This is a genomic window from Nocardia sp. NPDC059691 (assembly GCF_042733915.1).
GTDB lineage: Bacteria > Actinomycetota > Actinomycetes > Mycobacteriales > Mycobacteriaceae > Nocardia > Nocardia sichangensis.
Window position 1 is genome coordinate 53,415 of sequence record NZ_JBHWFB010000004.1, and the last position, 15,657, is coordinate 69,071.

A 15,657-nucleotide genomic window follows, 5' to 3' on the forward strand; every position below is an offset into this window, starting at 1 on the left:
CGTGGCCCACCAGATCGTGTCGAAGACAGCGGATACAGGAGTCGCGCATGTCCAGTTCATCGAGACAGCGCAGTGTCGCTGAGCTGAACGCCACCATCGCCGAGATCGCCGCGCAGGCACACGCCGTGGTCGATCGCGATCCGGCCGAACATCGAGCCGCCACCGACGAATGGAACCTGGGCGAACTCTGGGACATGGTCACCTCCCACGCCTTGCGCGAAGCGGACGCGGGCGCGCCCTCTCCCACCCGGCTGGCCGCATTGATCGGTGTGCTCGACCGGATCAGGGCGGCGGAATCCATGCAGGCGCAGATCCAGCTCGCGAACCGGACGCGGCGGCTGAGCAGGGTGCACGCGGCACTCGCCGAGGTGAGTGGCGAGACCGCCGTGGACTCGCTGCTGACCCGGGTCCCGGAAGCGGCGTGCAGTCTCGGTTTCGATCGGGCGTTGGTCTCCACCGTCGACGGGGCGTGGCGTCTGCACACGATGTTCGTCGTCCGCGATCCCCAGTGGGCGGCCGACATCGTCGCGGTCGGACGGGAGAACCCACCGATCCTCGACAACGGCTTGGTCGAAAATGACACGGTGGTCGACGCGCGCGCCGTGCTGGTGCACGAGGTGCAGGACAACCCCCGGGTCAACCGCCCGTTGGCGGCGATCACCAAATCCTCCTCCTATGGGATCGCACCCCTCGTGGTCGACGGCGCCGTGGTCGGCCTCGTGCACGGCGATTGCTACCACCAGCAGCGGGCGCTCGACGAGGTCGATCAGCTGCTTCTGTCCGCCTTCGCTCAGGGGTTGAGCCAGCAGCTGGCGAAAGTGTCCGTGCTCGAGGGCGTCTCGGCGATGCGCGCTCAGCTCGACGGGTTGGGCCGCTGGTCCGCACCGCGACCGACTGTCACCGCATCGATCGCGGCGAGCCGATACGACGACGCGATTCTCACCCGCCGTGAAGTGCAGATCGTCCGGCTGCTCGCCGCGGGCGACTCCAACGCGCGCATCGCCCGCAAGCTCACCATCTCCGAGGGCACCGTCAAAACCCACATCACCCGCGTGCTGCGCAAACTCGGCGCCGCCAATCGCGCCGAAGCCGTTTCGATCTGGTTGCGCAACGCGGACCCGACGACGATCCGCGCCTGATCCGATCGGACCGGCCGAAGGTCGTACGAATCTCTCACCCGCGGTGGATGTCCTCGCGCCCGCCGAGCGGAAAAGTGACCTGCGACATAGAGCGGCACCATCGCCGCTGCACACGGGCCCGGAGGCGCGGTATGACACAGAGTGAACGGAAGGCCGACTGGATCGTCGGCATCGACGTCGGTGGCACGTTCACCGACATCATCGGGCTGAACCAAGCCACCGGCGAGGTCCGCGACGGCAAGGTCCTGTCCACCACGGAACAGGAGATCGGCGTCCTCCGGTCGCTGGCGGCGATCGATGTCGCCGTGCCCGAGGTCGCCGAGATCGTGCACGGACACACCGTTGGGATCAACGCGCTGCTGAGCCGGACGGGCGCGCACACCGGGCTGATCGCCACCGGCGGCCATCGCGATCTGCTCGACATCGGGCGCATGCACCGGGAATTCGGTGACCGCTTCTACGATCCGACGTGGCTGCGGCCCCACCAGGAACGTCCGATCGTGCGGCGCGAGTCGCGCTTCGGCGTACCCGGCCGGCTGCGCTACGACGGCAGCGAAATACTCGCCCTCGACGAGGACGCCGTGCGCCGCGCTGCCAGAGAACTCGGTGCACAGGGCGCCCGCTCGGTGGCGGTCTGCCTGATGAATTCCTACATCGACCCCGCCCATGAGCAGCGTACCGCCGAGATCGTCGCCGAGGAACTGCCCGGCGCCTATATCCAGACCTCGGCGTTGTATCCGGTGACGCGCGAGCACGAGCGCACCACCACCGTGGCCCTGGACGCCTATGTGGGTCCGGCCGTCGTCGGTTATCTCCAGCGCTTGATGGCCCGGCTCGCCGAACAGGACTACCGGGGCACCTTGTGGATCATGATGATGAACGGCGGGGTGGCGACCTTCGCCGACGCCGGGCGGGCTCCGGTGTTCCAGCTCGTCTCCGGCCCGGTCGGCGGGGTGAGCGGCAGCGTCAAGCTCGCCGACGAGAGCGGCGTGCCGAACCTGCTCACCATCGATGTGGGCGGCACCAGCACCGACGTGGCCGCGATCCGCGGCGGCAGAACTCCACTCACCGACACCTGGACCCTCGAGACCGGGCTGACGCTGACCATGCCGCTGGTCGACGTCGAAAGCATCGGTTCCGGCGCGGGCAGCTTGATCCGCCCCAGCGCGCTCGGCACCGTCGCCGTCGGCCCGGCCTCGGCCGGATCGAATCCCGGCCCGGTCTGCTACCAGCGTGGCGGCGTGGCGCCCACACTGACCGACGCCTGTGCCGCGCTCGGCATCCTGGCGCCCGACCTCTTCGCCAACGGCGCCATCCGGCTCGACGTGGACGCCGCGGTCGAGGCGCTGCGCGCAACCGGCAAGCAGTGGGGCATGTCGGCACTCGAACTCGCCTCGGCCGCTTACGAAATCGCCTGCCAGGACATCGCGGCGAAGGTGCGCAGCATCTCGGTGTACCGCGGCCTCGATATCCGTGAGTTCGCTCTGCAACCGTCCGGGTCGGCGGGGCCGATGCTCGCCGACCGGGTCGGTCAGATCCTCGGCGTGGACAAGGTGATCGTGCCGCGCAGTCCCGGCCAGTTCTCCGCTCTCGGTCTGCTGCGCAGCGACCTCATGGTGACGCGCGCGCGATCCATCATGATTCCGCTGGCGCCCGACCACGCCGAGGCGGTGGAAGCCGCGTTCACGGCGTTGCAGGACAGCATCAGGACCGATCTGCGGGATCAGGGCATCGATGTGTCGCGCCTGCGCTTCGAACGCGCCGTGTTCGCGATGTACCGGGGCCAGACCTGGGACAACCGGCTGCCGATCGAGGCGGCCGCGCTCACACCCGAGCGGGTCGGCGAGCTGATCCCTCGATTCCACGAGTTCTACCAGGACTCCTACGGTTTCGCGGCCCCCGAGATCCCCGTGGTCGTGTCCACCGTCGAGGTGACCGCGGTGATCCCGCGCGAACTCCGCGCCGCCGACCGCACACCGGACGAGGGCGGGTCCTTCCTGCGTACCACCCGGCTGACCGTGCCGGGCACCACCGAACCCGTCGAGGCGCCGATCCACGTCCGTGAACGTCTCGCGCCGCATCGCCCGGTGCCGGGGCCCGCCCTGATCGCCGAGAAGTTCGCGACCACCCTGGTGCTGCCCGGCCGCGCCGCCCACGTGGACGACGACACCAATCTCATCATCGAGCCGCAGGCCTGAGGAGCAACCATGACCAGCACCACCGATACCCCTGGCCCCGCGGTCGACGTCGAGCTCGACATCCTGCGCTACGGCCTCATCGAAGTCGCCCGCGAGATGCTGGATTCCCTGATGCGCAGCGCCTTCTCGCCGGTCTGCCGCGACATCCTCGACTGCACCAGCGCCATCCACATGCGCACCGACGACGGCTGGGAGACGGTCGCGCTGTGGGAGGGTTGCATGCAGCACGCCTTCACCGCGCCGCACATCGCGAATTTCGTGATGGACGACTGGGACATCGACACGATGCAGCCCGGCGACGTCATCTTCGTCAACGACCCGTGGCGTGGCACCATCCACCAGTCCGACGTGAACCTGCTGCGTCCGGTGTTCGTGAACGGCCGGGTGGAGTTCCTGCTGCACTCGACCTCGCACCTGGTCGACCTCGGCGGCGCGATCCCCGGCGGCTTCTCCAACGGCACGCAGACGCACTTCGAGGAACAGCTCAAGCTGCCGCCGACATTGTTGTACGCCAACGACGTTCCGGTGCGTCCGACCTTCAACTTCCTCCTGGAGAACAACCGGGTGCCGCAGCTCGTGCTCGGCGATCTGCGCGCACTACACGGCTGCCTGGTCGTCGGCGAACGGCAGTTGCGGGAACTCGTCGCCCGTAGCGGTTTGGACAAGATCCGGGCCGCTGGGCGATATGCCATCGAGTCGACGGAGGCGAGCATGCGCCGCGGTATCGCGAGCATTCCGGACGGCGATTACACCGCCGAGGACTTCCTCGACGAGGACGGCGTGAGCGGCGAAACGATCCCCGTGCACGTCACGGTGAAGGTCCGCGGGGATTCGATGGAGATCGACTTCTCCGGTTCCGGCCGTCAGCCGCTGGGCAACTGCGGCACCGCCTGGTGCGAGGCCACCCGCTGCATCGAGGCGGTCAAGCTGATGGTCGACCCGTCCACGCCGGTCAACAGCGGCACCTTGCGTCCGATCGAGACGATCCTGCCGTCCGGCAGCGTGGTGCAGGTCCTGCCACCGTCGAGTTGCTCCAACCACGCCGATATCGGCGCACGCGGCATCAATGTGGTGACCCAGGCGCTCAGCCGGGCCACCGACGAGGCCTTCGCCTGCGACACCGGCACCGCGGTGGTCGTCAGCCTCGGCGGCATCGACACCCGGGCCGGGCGCGAGGGAACACCGTGGGGCGCGTTCGCGCTCGCCGGCGGCGGCTGGGGCGGCACCTGGAAGGAAGACGGTGTCTCGTTCTGCGTGATCCCGATCGGCAACTGCCGCACCTCCGTGCAGGAGCATCTCGAGATCGAGAGCCCGCTGGTCGTCGTCCAGCACGAAATGGTGGTCGATACGGCAGGCGCCGGTCGGTATCGCGGTGGCGCGGGCTCGGTGTATTCGATCTACGCCGAGTCCGACACGATGGTCACCGTCACCGCCGACCGGATCCGCGTCGGGGCGCCGGGCTCGAACGGAGGCGGCGCGGGCGCTCCCGCATTCGGTTGGTACATCGAGGATTTCGATCTCGCTCGGCACGCCGATCCGCTGGATCTGCGCGGCATCGAGCCGTTGTTCGGCATGTTCGACGCCGACGGCAGGCCCGACCCGAACCACGGCGAATTCGGGCGGGGCGCGCGCTATCGGACGGGTAAGTTCTCCGGTCTGCTCCTGCGAGCCGGCGACGCCCTGCGGTTCGTCATCGGTGGTGGCGGCGGCTGGGGCGATCCGCTCGAGCGTGAGGCCGACCGGGTCGCGGCCGACGTGCGCGCGGGACTGGTGAGCACCGAATTCGCCGCCGCCGGTTACGGCGTCGTGCTCAACGACGGCGAAGTGGACGAAGCGGCCACGACGGCACTGCGCGCGCGCCTGGCGAGCGAGCGCGCCGAAGAGCGCTGGCAGGTGCCGGTCGCCACTCCCCGCACCTGGACACTCTGAAGACGAGGACCGAACCCATGTCAGTCGATCGACTCCTGTTCCCCCGCCCCGATACCGAGCGTGTCTACGTCGAACGGGTGCCCGTGGACGGCGCGTGCCCGGCCTGCGGTGTGGCGAAGCTGGCCCGCTATCCCGTCGCCAACTTCCTCTGCCCGCGCATGGTCGTGAAATGCCAGCAGTGCTTCCACCACGTGTCGGTGACCCGCCCGGAGCCCGAGGACCATTGGCCCGCCTGGCGCTCTCCCGCCAGGGACTGGCCCGCTTCCCGCGTCGGCTGAGCGCTCTCCCCCATCCGATCTCTACCCGCGAAGGATTCGCGCATGACTACTCCGATCCGTGCGGCGTCCAGCTACATCGACGGTCGCTGGACCGGCGGCGACGGCGACCCGATCGCCACGATCAACCCCGCGACCGGTCTCCAGGTGGCGCTCACTCCCGCCACCGGTCCCGTCCAGGTGGCCGCGGCGCTGTCGGCGGCTCGACGCGCGTTCGACGACGGGGCATGGAGCCGGCTCCGCCCCGCCGAACGCGGTGCTCTGCTGCACCGCCTCGCCGACCTCCTCCAGGCGAACCGGGAAGCACTGGTCCGGCTCGCCGCCACCGAGATCGGCACCCCGGTCGGCAGCGGCGCCACCCTCCACGTCGACCTGCCCGCCAAATTCTTCCGCTGGTTCGCCGACGCCGCCGTTCGCGGACCACGCGACGGCTACGAACAGCCGATGCCGCTCGACCACGATCCGATCACCACCAGCAGCCTGCTGCTGCGCCAACCCGCGGGCGTGGTCGCGGCGATCGTCGCCTACAACGTGCCGATCATGATGAGCGCCTACAAACTCGGCGCGGCACTCGCCGCAGGCTGTTCGGCAATACTGGTCACCTCGCCCAAGGCCGTGCTGCTCACCACCGCGTTCGTCGAGCTGATCGAGGAAGCCGGATTCCCGGCGGGCGCGGTCAATTTCGTGTTCGGCCCGCCCGCGGTCACCGAACAGGTCGTCACCGCAGGTGAAGTCGACATGGTCACCTTCACCGGCTCCCCCGCCGTCGGCAGCAGAATCCTCACTCTGGCCGCGCCGTCGTTGAAGAAGGTGGTCCTCGAACTCGGCGGCAAGTCACCCAACATCGTGCTGCCCGGTACCGATCTGGAACGCGCCGTTCCCGCCTCGGCGTTGCGATTCACTCGCAACAGCGGCCAGGCGTGCGGCGCGACGACGCGAAGCTTGGTGCCGCAGAGAGACTTCGACGAATATGTCGAACGTTCGGGCGCGTTCCTGCGCAGCCTCACCGTCGGTGACCCGCTCGCGCCGGACACCGTCCTGGGGCCGCTCATCACCGGCGAACACCGCGCCGACGTCGAGGGCTTCCTCGCCCGAGCCCGCGACGCGGGCGCCGACATACCGGTCGGTGGTGGCCGGCCTGCGGGCCTCGACAACGGATTCTTCCTCGAGGCGACCCTGGTGACCGGTGTGCCCAACGAAGCCGAGATCGCCCAGGAGGAACTGTTCGCACCGGTGGGTGTGATCATGCCCTACACGGACCTCGATGATGCCGTCCGCATCGCCAACGACGTCAAATACGCACTCAACGCCAATGTCTGGGGGCCGACCCCCGAGGCCATCGAGTTCGCCCGGCGACTGCGGTCGGGCACCGTCACCATCAACGGTGGCGGCGGCATGCGGGCCGACGCCCCCTGGGGCGGTCCCGGCCACAGCGGCATCGGCAGAGAAGGCGGCGAAGAAGGCTTCCGCGAGTTCTTCGAAGTCAAGCACCTGCAGTGGCCGCTGTGAACCTGCCGACCGGCGAAGTCGCCGACCTTCACCGAGCATGGGGCGGACGTGTCATCGGCAGGCAGCCAGGACGAACGTGGAAAGGCCGCCGCGCGTCTCGTCGATGACCGGACGACCACCGGCCCGCCGGGATCGATCGATCCCGGCGGGCCGGTGCGCGTCGGTCAGCGAGTAGCGGCCAGCGACAGCGTGCGGCCGTCGGCGACATAGGTGCCGGTGTAGCTGTCCACCGACTCGTCCAGGTCGAGGACGCCGTCGGGACCGATCCGGAAGCGGTGCAGGATCTCCTCACCACCGCGCAGAGGGTCGGTGCCGAGCGCCCACAACGTCGTGCCACTGGGCGAGAGCACCGTGGCCTCGGCGCACGTCCCCGGCTTGCCGGGCGCGAAATCGGCATCGGGCAGGGGAATCAGGACCCCGTCGGGCTGTACCGCGAACGAACTGATGTGTCCCGAACCCATATTCGGCACGTACAGGAACCGGCCGTCGGGGGTCATGCTGGTGACATGCGGCAGCAGACCCGTGGGGAACGGCGACCCGGCGATCTCGGTGAGGGTACCGTCCTCGGCGCGGGCGTAGCCGGAGACCGAACCACTGATCTCGTTGACCACGTAGACGTGCCTGCCGTCCGGGGACACCCGCGGGAAGATCGGGTTCAGGCCGGTGCCGACCCGCTGCCGCACCGGCGACACGGAACCGTCGGCGCCGATGTCGAACACCAGCACCTGGCGCAACAGCAGGCTGGCGACGTAGAGCTGGCGGCCGTCCGGAGAGACGGCGCCCGAGGCGACGCCGTCGGCGGCGTCACCGAACGGGACGGGCGCACCGTTCGCGACCGGCGTGCCGTCGGCGCCGATTCGCACGGCGACGACCCGCGCGTTGTGCAGCCCGACCAATACGTAACCGTCCCTGCCGTTCGGGGCCAAGGCGATGTCGACAGGCACGTCCGGCAGCGGCAGCGCCGTCCCCGGTGTGAGCTCACCGTCGGCGCCGATCGCGTACGGGATCAGACGCGGATCGCTGCCCGGAGCGGCGAACAGGAAGCGACCGTCTGGGGTGGCCGCCTGCGGCCAGTTCAGTGCGCCGGGTATCGGGCGGCCCGCAATGGGAGTCGGCTGCCCGGAGTCGGCCGCGTTGTAGCCGGCGAGCCCCGCGCTGAGGAAACCGTGAGCGTAGAGGTGATAGCCGGCGGTGTCAGCTGCGGCGGGCGGCGCTGTCGCTGTGAAGCCGGGCAGCACGATCGCGGCGAGTGCGGGAATCAGAACCCGCCTGCGCCACACTCCCCGACCACCTGTCGACGTCGAATCAAAGGTCATGTCTGGGAGGCTATGGTTTCCCGCTCTGCGCGGATGTCCAGCAATTTGCACACCGGGCAGCCCCTCCGGCAACTCGGCAGACAGCACGAACCCCTCCGGCCACGGGCCGGAGGGGTTCGGGTCTCGGCGCGGCGCTCAGGCGTCGGCTTGGGCGGGCATCAGGCCCAGCTGGGTCAGAAAGCTGACGTTGTCCCAGTACACCCGGTGCTCGGCGACCTTGCCGTCGCGCACGGTGAAGGTGTCGATGAGCGGGAAGGTGACCGTGCGGCCCGATGGCGGGACCTCGCCCTCGGCGGTCGCGAGCGGCCCGGTCTGGACACCGGTGAACACGAGTTCGGCGATGGCGGTGTCGCCGTCGGTCCAGATGTTGCGGCGCTCGATCTTCATCCCGGGGAATGCTGTGATGAAGGCGCCGATGAGGCCGCGCAGCGCTTCGATGCCGGACATGGGGCCGGACGGGAACTCGGCCGCGACATCGTCGGTGAACGGGCTCGCGGCGCGCTCGAGATCGCCGGCCTCCAGTCCCTCGTAGTGCGTCTCGACGAGGGCGAGCAGGTCGCTCATGGTGAACCTTTCGGATGGTTGTGTGCCCGGCTCCCGGGCGGTACAGCGATGGACCGGCAGAGCCGGGATCAGGGCTGGACGCCCATCTCCGGACCGATGTACTCCCGCACCCGGGCGGCCTTGCCGTCGCGGACGTCGACGATCTGCAGCAGGTGCAGCTTCATCTCCTGACCGCCGATGGTGACCTCCGTCGTGCACTCGTTGAAGAAGCCGTGCTCGGTGAAGGTGATACCGCCGGGCACGAAGGTCGGCACCGCACCGTCACCGGAGCGCTCGTACACCGCGGCGACGGCTTCGCGGACGGTGACCCACTTGTCGTCGGCGCTGTGCCAGACGAGGCAGTCGTCGTGGCTGATCTCGATGAAGAGATCGATGTCGGTGAGGGCCTTGACCCAGTTCTCGGCGAGATCCCTGGTGGCCTGGTCCGGTGTGCTGCTCATCGGTGAACGTTGCCTTTCTGTCCTGACGTATGCAGGCGTCCTGCGCCACCCATGCTGCGCGGATATCCGCCGGGCGGATGTCCAGATTTCTGGACACCCACCCGAGCCCGCTCAGCGATGGGCGGCCAGCGCATCGGCCAGGGCGATGACGCCCTCCGCCGTCTTGACGTGCGCGAGATCGATGTGCTGGCCCTCGAAGTCGACGGCCGCGCTACCGGCCGCTTCGGCCGTCCGGAAAGCCTCGATCATGCGCCGGTAGAAGTCGACGGTGTCGGGCGACGGGGAGAACACCTCGTTGGCGATCGCCACGTGGGACGGATGGATGGCGACCAGCCCGCGGTAGCCCAGCTGCCGGTTGTCGAGGCAGAACCGGCGGGCGCCGTCGAGATCCTTGATGTCCTGCCACACGCCCGCCAACGGGTGGTGCAACCCGTTGGACCGCGCGGCCAGGACGATCCGGCTGCGCAGATACAGGGTCTCGAGCCCGGCCGGGGTGAACTCGAAGCCGAGTTCACGACCCACGTCGGCATTCGGCCCGGTGGCGCCCAGCAGCGACGCAACCCGCGGACTTGCCGCGGCGATCTCCTCGCAGTGCGCCATCGAGACCGCCGTCTCGTAGGACACGATCAGCCGGACGGTGCCGACCTCGATGCCCTCGCGTTGCTCGATGTGCCCGAGCACCGCGTCCAGGCGCACGATCTCGGCGGCGGTGAACACCTTGGCCAGGAACAAGCCGGTCAGGCCCGGACGCACGATCGCTTCAAGATCGGCGCCGAGCAGCCCGCTGACCTCCGGGTTGGCTCGGACCCACAGATCCGGGCGCACCCCTTCGGCCGTGAGGCGATCGATGGTGGCGGCGACGATGCCGCGGGCCTCGGCCTTGTCGGCGGCGGGCACCGAGTCCTCGAGATCGAGGATCAGCGCGTCGGCGCCGGAGGCGACCCCCTTGTCGGCCCAGGCGGCCTTGTGGCCGGGAACGAAGAGCATCGAACGGTACGGTTTCATCGTGGTTCTCCCTTGGCAGCAGCCCTGTCGGTACGACAAAATATAATATATGAAGTATCACCCCTGCGTAGCGATGCCTGCGGACGGACCGTCCGAGAAGATAAGGCCCGTGTCCACGGACTCTCCAGCGGAGGTCAACCGTCCGTCGGCGGCCATCGCATAGGTGTGCACGCGAGACGTTCCCGCGACCGTGAGCGCGTCGACGAGGAAGACCCGCTGCGACACCGAGTCCACCAGGACACGGCCGGGCATGGCCCCCATCGGCGCCGGGTAGGGCGAGCCGGGCAGCGGTGTCAGCGCGCCGTCGCCGGCGACCGAGAAGCCCGCGATGCCACCTGCCATGGATTCGGCCAGGTACATCCGCCTGCCGTCCGAGGTGAACATCGCGCCGTGCGGCAACGGCATCAGGCCTGTGCGGAACGGTGACCCGGGAACCGGATTCAGGTGGCCGTCGGCCCCGATCGCGAAGGCCGAGATGTCGCCCTGGGCCTCGTTGCTGGTGTAGAGGAAACGGCCGTCCGGGGTGACGCCGGGAATGGTCGACATGAGACCCGCGGCTGCCGAATCCACCAGCGTCAACGCACCGTCCGGGCCGACCGCGAAACTGAACACCGTCGCCGAGAGCCAGCCGACCGCGAACAGGAACCGCCCGTCGGGGGTGATGGCGGGCATACTGAGTCCGCTCACTCCCGGAATCCGCGCCGGAGCGGCGCCGGTCGGTTCCAGGGCGCCCGATGCGGCGATGCGATAGGAGCGGATCTCGTTGGTCACGGTGCCGGTGGTGACGAACAGCGTCCGGCCGTCGGGCGACGGCAGCACTCCGACGCCCGGCCCGCCGAGGTCGAGGTGCGCGCCGGGAACCGGGCTGAGCGTGCCGTTCGCGGCGAGCGCGTATCCCTCGACGGTGCCCGAAACCGTGTTGGTCGCATACACTTTCCGCCCGTCGGAGGTGACCGACAGCGACAAGCCGCCGGTCCCGGCGGGGAACGGGGACCCGGCCACCCGCGACAGGGCGCCCGCCCGATCGAGACCGAGCACACTGATGTTCGACGAGCCCGCGCCGCCGATCACCAAGAACCTGGCACCCGCGTCGGCGCCCGAGACGGGCGTATTCAGCCAGCCCGCCGAGGCGAGGAGAAACGCGGCTGCGAGCCCGGCGGCGGCCCGGCGTGAACGACGTGTGGTCCGGAACATCTGTACTACCTCCAACCGACCGGCGAGCACCGCTGCCCCCAGCCGAATAGAACGCGCGCGGTATGCGCAGGAAAGGAAATGGGCGTGAATGCCTGGACGCCATTTCCAGATGTGACGGTAGGCAGCTCGCAGTACTTTCCCTGTCCAGAATTCTGGACAGTCGAGAAATTTCGGCTGCACCCTGTTCGCGAGCCGATCCGGACAGCAGAAAGGCCCTCCCGACCGGAATCGGGAAGGCCTTTTCGGAATTCGCTCAGTACAGCGTGTACCCGCCGTCGATCGGAATGGTCGTGCCGGTGACGAACGACGCCGCGTCCGACAGCAGCCACATGGCCGCCTCGGCGTGCTCGACCGGCTCGCTGGCACGGCGCAGGGCGTGTGTGGCCGCGACGGTGTCGGCGTAGGAAGGATTCTTCTCCAGGTACTCGAGGTACATCGGGGTCTTGGCTGTCGAGGGGCCGATGCCGTTTACCCGGATGCCCACCTCGCCGTATTCCGCGGCCGCGGCCTTGGTCAGGCCGGCCAGCGCGTGCTTGGAGGCGCTGTATTCGGCGGCCATCGGAATGTAGATGAACGAACCGACCGAAGCGGTGTTGACGATCGAACCGCCACCGGCCTCGATCATGGCCGGGATCTCGTGCTTCATGCACAGGAACGCACCGGTGACATTGATCCGGAACACCCGCTCGAATTCCTCGCGGCTGATGTCGACCAGTTTCTTGCCGTTGTTGGGCACACCGGCGTTGTTGAAGGCGCCGTCGAGCCGGCCGTACGCCGACACCGCGGCATCGACCATCGCCTTCACCTGGTCCTCGTCGGTGATGTCGACGGTCACGAACTGCGCGGCGTAGCCTTCGGCCGTCAGCTTCTCCGCCAGCGCCTCCCCCGCTTCGGTGGCGACGTCGGCGATGGTGACCTTCGCACCGTTCTCGGCGAAGAGGCGCGCGGCCGCCTCACCGATACCGCTCGCGCCGCCCGTCACAATGATCGAGCGTCCGTCGATTCCAGCCATGGATATATCTCCTGTTGTCTTGCTCGGCGATGGAAAAGTTCTGTGCGGGAATCAGTTACCGAATCCCGCGGTGTCGCTGGGCGCGCTGTCGAGCACCAGCGTCTTGGTCTCCAGGAACGACCGCAGGCCCTCGGAGCCGCCCTCCCTGCCGATACCCGACATCTTGAAACCGCCGAAGGCGATGGAGAAGTCGGTGCGCGGGCCGTTGTGCCCCACCGTGCCGGTGCGCAGGGACCGGGCCACGCGGTAGGCGCGATCGGCCTCTGTGGTGAAGACCGCGGCGTTGAGCCCGTAGGGGCTGTCGTCGGCCAGGGCCACCGCGTGGTCCTCGTTCTCGGCCGGGACGACGACCAGCACCGGGCCGAAGATCTCCTCGGTCGCGATCACCGAGGAGTTGTCGACGTTCGCGAAGACGGTGGGCTCGACGAAGAAGCCGCGGTCCAGCCCGGCGGGGCGGCCACCGCCGGTGACGAGCCGGGCGCCGCCCGCGGTTCCGGCGGCGATGTAGTCCTCCACGCGTTCGCGCTGACGGGCCGAGGCGAGTGGGCCCATCTGCACGGTTTCGTCGAACGGGTCGCCGACCTTCACCGCGGACATGGCAGCGCCGAGCGCCTCGGCGAGTTCGTCGTGCCGATGCTCGCTGACGATGACGCGGGTCAGGCTGTGACAGACCTGCCCGGCGAGATAGCTGATCCCGCCCGCGAGGACCTTGGCCGCGGTGCCGATGTCGTAGTCGTCGAGCACCAGCGCGGGCGACTTGCCACCCAGTTCGAGAGTGCAGCGGGCCATCCGGTCGGCGCAGATCGCGCCGATGGTCCGTCCGGCTGCCGTCGAACCGGTGAAGGTCACCTTGTCCACGCCCGGGTTGCGCACCAGCGACTCCGACACCCGGCGATCGGCGGTCACCACATTGAGCACCCCCGGTGGCAACCCGACCGCGTCGCAGATCTCGGCGAACAAGTAGGCCGAGGTGGGTGCCTCCTGCGGGGGCTTGAGCACTACCGTGCACCCGGCGAGCAGGGCGGGCGCGCACTTGTAGGCCATGAGCCCGGCGGGACCGTTCCACGGCACGATCGCCGCGACGACACCCACCGGTTCGCGGATCAGCAGACCCGCCCCGCCGGACATGGGGGTGTGCTCCTCACGGAAGGCGAAGGTCTCGGCCAGATCGGCGTAGGCGTTGAACGCCCCGGACAGGAACAGCGGGAGCCGGGTCTTGGCCAGCGAGTAGACGATGCCCGACTCGATCGACCACAACCGGGCGAAGTCGTCGCCACGACGGGTCAGCTCGGCGGCGATCGCACGCAGGTAGCCCGCGCGTTCGGCGGGCGAGAGCCGCGGCCACGGCCCGTTGTCGAAAGCCCGGCGGGCCGCCGCGACCGCAGCGTCGACGTCGTCGGTGCTCGCGGCGCCGACGGTGGTCACGATCTCTTCGGTACCGCAGTTGAGCACGTCGAAGGTCTGCGGTGACGACACCGGCACCCAGCGGCCGCCGATGTAGGACGCCTCCGGGTGCGCGGGCAGTACCCCGATCTCGACCGACTTCGTCATGGAAAGTTCCTCTCACACTGTGACGCAAGCTACGCCACGACAATGTGTACTATATAAAATATTCTCACGCCAGCTTCGCGAGGCCGCCCGACCCGATGAGTGGGCTGCGACGGCCCGGTTTCTCTCGCCTCAGCCGACCGGGCTCGGCCTGCCACGCCGGGCGGCGACGATGTACTCGAACAGGCACACCAGCACGTCCTTGCACGACTGCCGGTCGCGGGCGTCGCAGAACAGCACCGGCACGTGCGGCGGCAACGACAACGCAGCGCCGATCTCCGCAGGCGCGTACCGGTCGGCCCCGTCGAAGCAGTTCACCGCCACCACGAACGGGACGCGGCGGGACTCGAAATAGTCCACGGCGGCGAAACAGTCGGCCAGCCGCCGCGTGTCGACGAGGACCACCGCGCCCAGCGCACCGCGGGAGAGTTCGGGCCACAGGAACCAGAACCGGTCCTGGCCGGGCGTGCCGAACAGGTACAGGATCACCCGGGGATCGATGGTGATGCGGCCGAAGTCCAGCGCGACCGTGGTGGTGCGCTTGCCCTCGATCCCGCGCAGGTCGTCGACCGAGGTGCTCAGCTCGGTGAGCTGTTCCTCGGTGCGCAGCGGCGTGATCTCGCTGATTGCGCCGACCAGCGTGGTCTTGCCCACCCCGAAACCGCCTGCGACGAGTACCTTCACCGCCAGTTCTTGAGTATGGGCGACGGCGCCGTTGCCGTCAGAGTCTACGAATGCCATCCAGTACCGCCTGCAGAAGTTCGGGATCGGGGCCGACGTCGGCCTTCGGTGGCGACCGGAAGATCACATATCCGGCCGAGATGAGATCGCCGACGAGCACCTTCACCGTGATCAGCAACAGATTCATATGGGCCGCGATCTCGGCGATCGACAACGGCCGGTTGCGGCACAACCGGAAGATCTCGGCGTACTCGCGGTCGAGGCTGTTCACCTCGCCTTCGTAGCCCACCGAGATGACGAGCGTGAGGATGTCGAGATCGGCCACGTCTCGGCCGGCCCGGCCGCGGGTGAGCGCGAAGGGACGGACCAAGGGGCCGGGATCGTCCTCGTAGCCCCATTCCTCCTCGGGTTCGCCGTTCACAGCAGCGGCGTTCTCGACGTTCGCGGGGCGGCGGACAGCTGGTCGCGGACCTGGCCGACGATCACGTTCATCTCGTAGGCGATCAGTCCCAGATCGGCGTCGATATCGGCCAGCAACGCCAGACAGGCGCCGTGACCGGCCTCGGTGACGAGCAGGTAGCCGAGTTCGAGTTCGATGACCGTCTGATGCAGGCCGCCCTTGGCGAAACGTGTGCCCACCCCGCGCGCCAGGCTGTGCAACGCCGACGCCATTGCGGCCAAGTGCTCGACGTCCTCGCGATCGATCCCGTCCGAGCCGGCCAGTGCCAGCCCGTCCGCGGACAGCACCACCGCGCATTCCGCGCCGGAGGTGCTGTTCACCAGGTTGGTGAGCAGCCAGTCGAGGGCCCCCGCGGGCGCGTGGCGAACCATCATGTCGTCGTTCATG

The 15,657-nt window shown here is 68.7% G+C and carries 15 protein-coding genes; 5 read left to right on the forward strand and 10 right to left on the reverse strand.

Annotation, left to right across the window (positions count from 1 at the left end; all coding sequences use genetic code 11):
• Positions 1-47 precede the first annotated feature (47 nt).
• The 5 genes from ACFV2O_RS10550 (at position 48) to ACFV2O_RS10570 (ending at position 7,050) form a co-directional block, all read left to right on the forward strand.
• On the forward strand, positions 48-1,139 hold the full coding sequence (locus ACFV2O_RS10550) for a LuxR C-terminal-related transcriptional regulator (RefSeq protein WP_379251618.1): 1,092 nt from the start codon (positions 48-50) through the stop codon (positions 1,137-1,139).
• A gap of 131 nt (positions 1,140-1,270) precedes the next feature.
• Positions 1,271-3,337, forward strand: coding sequence for a hydantoinase/oxoprolinase family protein (locus ACFV2O_RS10555; protein ID WP_379251619.1), 2,067 nt, complete (start codon positions 1,271-1,273; stop codon positions 3,335-3,337).
• 9 nt (positions 3,338-3,346) lie between these two features.
• Positions 3,347-5,266, forward strand: a complete 1,920-nt coding sequence (locus ACFV2O_RS10560) for a hydantoinase B/oxoprolinase family protein (RefSeq protein ID WP_379251620.1) — start codon at positions 3,347-3,349, stop codon at positions 5,264-5,266.
• A gap of 17 nt (positions 5,267-5,283) precedes the next feature.
• A complete protein-coding gene (locus ACFV2O_RS10565; protein WP_379251621.1) occupies positions 5,284-5,544 on the forward strand; it encodes a hypothetical protein in 261 nt (86 codons plus the stop codon).
• 42 nt (positions 5,545-5,586) lie between these two features.
• Positions 5,587-7,050, forward strand: a complete 1,464-nt coding sequence (locus ACFV2O_RS10570) for an aldehyde dehydrogenase family protein (RefSeq protein ID WP_379251622.1) — start codon at positions 5,587-5,589, stop codon at positions 7,048-7,050.
• A gap of 164 nt (positions 7,051-7,214) precedes the next feature.
• On the opposite strand, the gene ACFV2O_RS10575 is transcribed toward ACFV2O_RS10570, so the two are convergent.
• The 10 genes from ACFV2O_RS10575 to ACFV2O_RS10620 all read right to left on the reverse strand — a co-directional run bounded on the left by ACFV2O_RS10575 (position 7,215) and on the right by ACFV2O_RS10620 (position 15,656).
• Complete coding sequence (locus ACFV2O_RS10575; protein ID WP_379251623.1) at positions 7,215-8,366, reverse strand: lactonase family protein; 1,152 nt, start codon at positions 8,364-8,366, stop codon at positions 7,215-7,217.
• A 135-nt stretch (positions 8,367-8,501) separates the two neighbouring features.
• Entirely contained in the window at positions 8,502-8,930 is a 429-nt protein-coding gene (locus ACFV2O_RS10580) for a nuclear transport factor 2 family protein (protein WP_364436983.1), read from the reverse strand.
• Between the two features lie 68 nt (positions 8,931-8,998).
• Positions 8,999-9,370: a hypothetical protein gene (locus tag ACFV2O_RS10585; protein ID WP_364436980.1), complete on the reverse strand. Its 372-nt coding sequence runs from the start codon at positions 9,368-9,370 to the stop codon at positions 8,999-9,001.
• A 111-nt stretch (positions 9,371-9,481) separates the two neighbouring features.
• Positions 9,482-10,375, reverse strand: a complete 894-nt coding sequence (locus ACFV2O_RS10590) for an HpcH/HpaI aldolase/citrate lyase family protein (RefSeq protein ID WP_379251624.1) — start codon at positions 10,373-10,375, stop codon at positions 9,482-9,484.
• Between the two features lie 57 nt (positions 10,376-10,432).
• Positions 10,433-11,569, reverse strand: a complete 1,137-nt coding sequence (locus tag ACFV2O_RS10595) for a lactonase family protein (protein ID WP_379251625.1) — start codon at positions 11,567-11,569, stop codon at positions 10,433-10,435.
• A 253-nt stretch (positions 11,570-11,822) separates the two neighbouring features.
• On the reverse strand, positions 11,823-12,581 hold the full coding sequence (locus ACFV2O_RS10600) for an SDR family NAD(P)-dependent oxidoreductase (RefSeq protein ID WP_379251626.1): 759 nt from the start codon (positions 12,579-12,581) through the stop codon (positions 11,823-11,825).
• 51 nt (positions 12,582-12,632) lie between these two features.
• On the reverse strand, positions 12,633-14,132 hold the full coding sequence (locus ACFV2O_RS10605) for an aldehyde dehydrogenase (protein ID WP_379251627.1): 1,500 nt from the start codon (positions 14,130-14,132) through the stop codon (positions 12,633-12,635).
• A 129-nt stretch (positions 14,133-14,261) separates the two neighbouring features.
• Positions 14,262-14,870: an ATP/GTP-binding protein gene (locus ACFV2O_RS10610; protein WP_379251628.1), complete on the reverse strand. Its 609-nt coding sequence runs from the start codon at positions 14,868-14,870 to the stop codon at positions 14,262-14,264.
• A complete protein-coding gene (locus ACFV2O_RS10615) occupies positions 14,851-15,231 on the reverse strand; it encodes a DUF742 domain-containing protein (protein WP_067809767.1) in 381 nt (126 codons plus the stop codon). Before ACFV2O_RS10615 ends, ACFV2O_RS10610 begins: the two co-directional genes overlap by 20 nt.
• Entirely contained in the window at positions 15,228-15,656 is a 429-nt protein-coding gene (locus tag ACFV2O_RS10620; protein WP_364436961.1) for a roadblock/LC7 domain-containing protein, read from the reverse strand. Before ACFV2O_RS10620 ends, ACFV2O_RS10615 begins: the two co-directional genes overlap by 4 nt.
• Position 15,657 lies beyond the last annotated feature (1 nt).

What these genes read in the sequence shown, in the direction of transcription:
- ACFV2O_RS10550 (WP_379251618.1), top strand. Translation starts at nt 48, where the DNA reads ATGTCCAGTTCATCGAGACAGCGCAGTGTCGCTGAGCTGAACGCCACC.
- ACFV2O_RS10555 (WP_379251619.1), top strand. Translation starts at nt 1,271, where the DNA reads ATGACACAGAGTGAACGGAAGGCCGACTGGATCGTCGGCATCGACGTC.
- ACFV2O_RS10560 (WP_379251620.1), top strand. Translation starts at nt 3,347, where the DNA reads ATGACCAGCACCACCGATACCCCTGGCCCCGCGGTCGACGTCGAGCTC.
- ACFV2O_RS10565 (WP_379251621.1), top strand. Translation starts at nt 5,284, where the DNA reads ATGTCAGTCGATCGACTCCTGTTCCCCCGCCCCGATACCGAGCGTGTC.
- ACFV2O_RS10570 (WP_379251622.1), top strand. Translation starts at nt 5,587, where the DNA reads ATGACTACTCCGATCCGTGCGGCGTCCAGCTACATCGACGGTCGCTGG.
- ACFV2O_RS10575 (WP_379251623.1), bottom strand. Translation starts at nt 8,366, where the DNA reads ATGACCTTTGATTCGACGTCGACAGGTGGTCGGGGAGTGTGGCGCAGG.
- ACFV2O_RS10580 (WP_364436983.1), bottom strand. Translation starts at nt 8,930, where the DNA reads ATGAGCGACCTGCTCGCCCTCGTCGAGACGCACTACGAGGGACTGGAG.
- ACFV2O_RS10585 (WP_364436980.1), bottom strand. Translation starts at nt 9,370, where the DNA reads ATGAGCAGCACACCGGACCAGGCCACCAGGGATCTCGCCGAGAACTGG.
- ACFV2O_RS10590 (WP_379251624.1), bottom strand. Translation starts at nt 10,375, where the DNA reads ATGAAACCGTACCGTTCGATGCTCTTCGTTCCCGGCCACAAGGCCGCC.
- ACFV2O_RS10595 (WP_379251625.1), bottom strand. Translation starts at nt 11,569, where the DNA reads ATGTTCCGGACCACACGTCGTTCACGCCGGGCCGCCGCCGGGCTCGCA.
- ACFV2O_RS10600 (WP_379251626.1), bottom strand. Translation starts at nt 12,581, where the DNA reads ATGGCTGGAATCGACGGACGCTCGATCATTGTGACGGGCGGCGCGAGC.
- ACFV2O_RS10605 (WP_379251627.1), bottom strand. Translation starts at nt 14,132, where the DNA reads ATGACGAAGTCGGTCGAGATCGGGGTACTGCCCGCGCACCCGGAGGCG.
- ACFV2O_RS10610 (WP_379251628.1), bottom strand. Translation starts at nt 14,870, where the DNA reads ATGGCATTCGTAGACTCTGACGGCAACGGCGCCGTCGCCCATACTCAA.
- ACFV2O_RS10620 (WP_364436961.1), bottom strand. Translation starts at nt 15,656, where the DNA reads ATGAACGACGACATGATGGTTCGCCACGCGCCCGCGGGGGCCCTCGAC.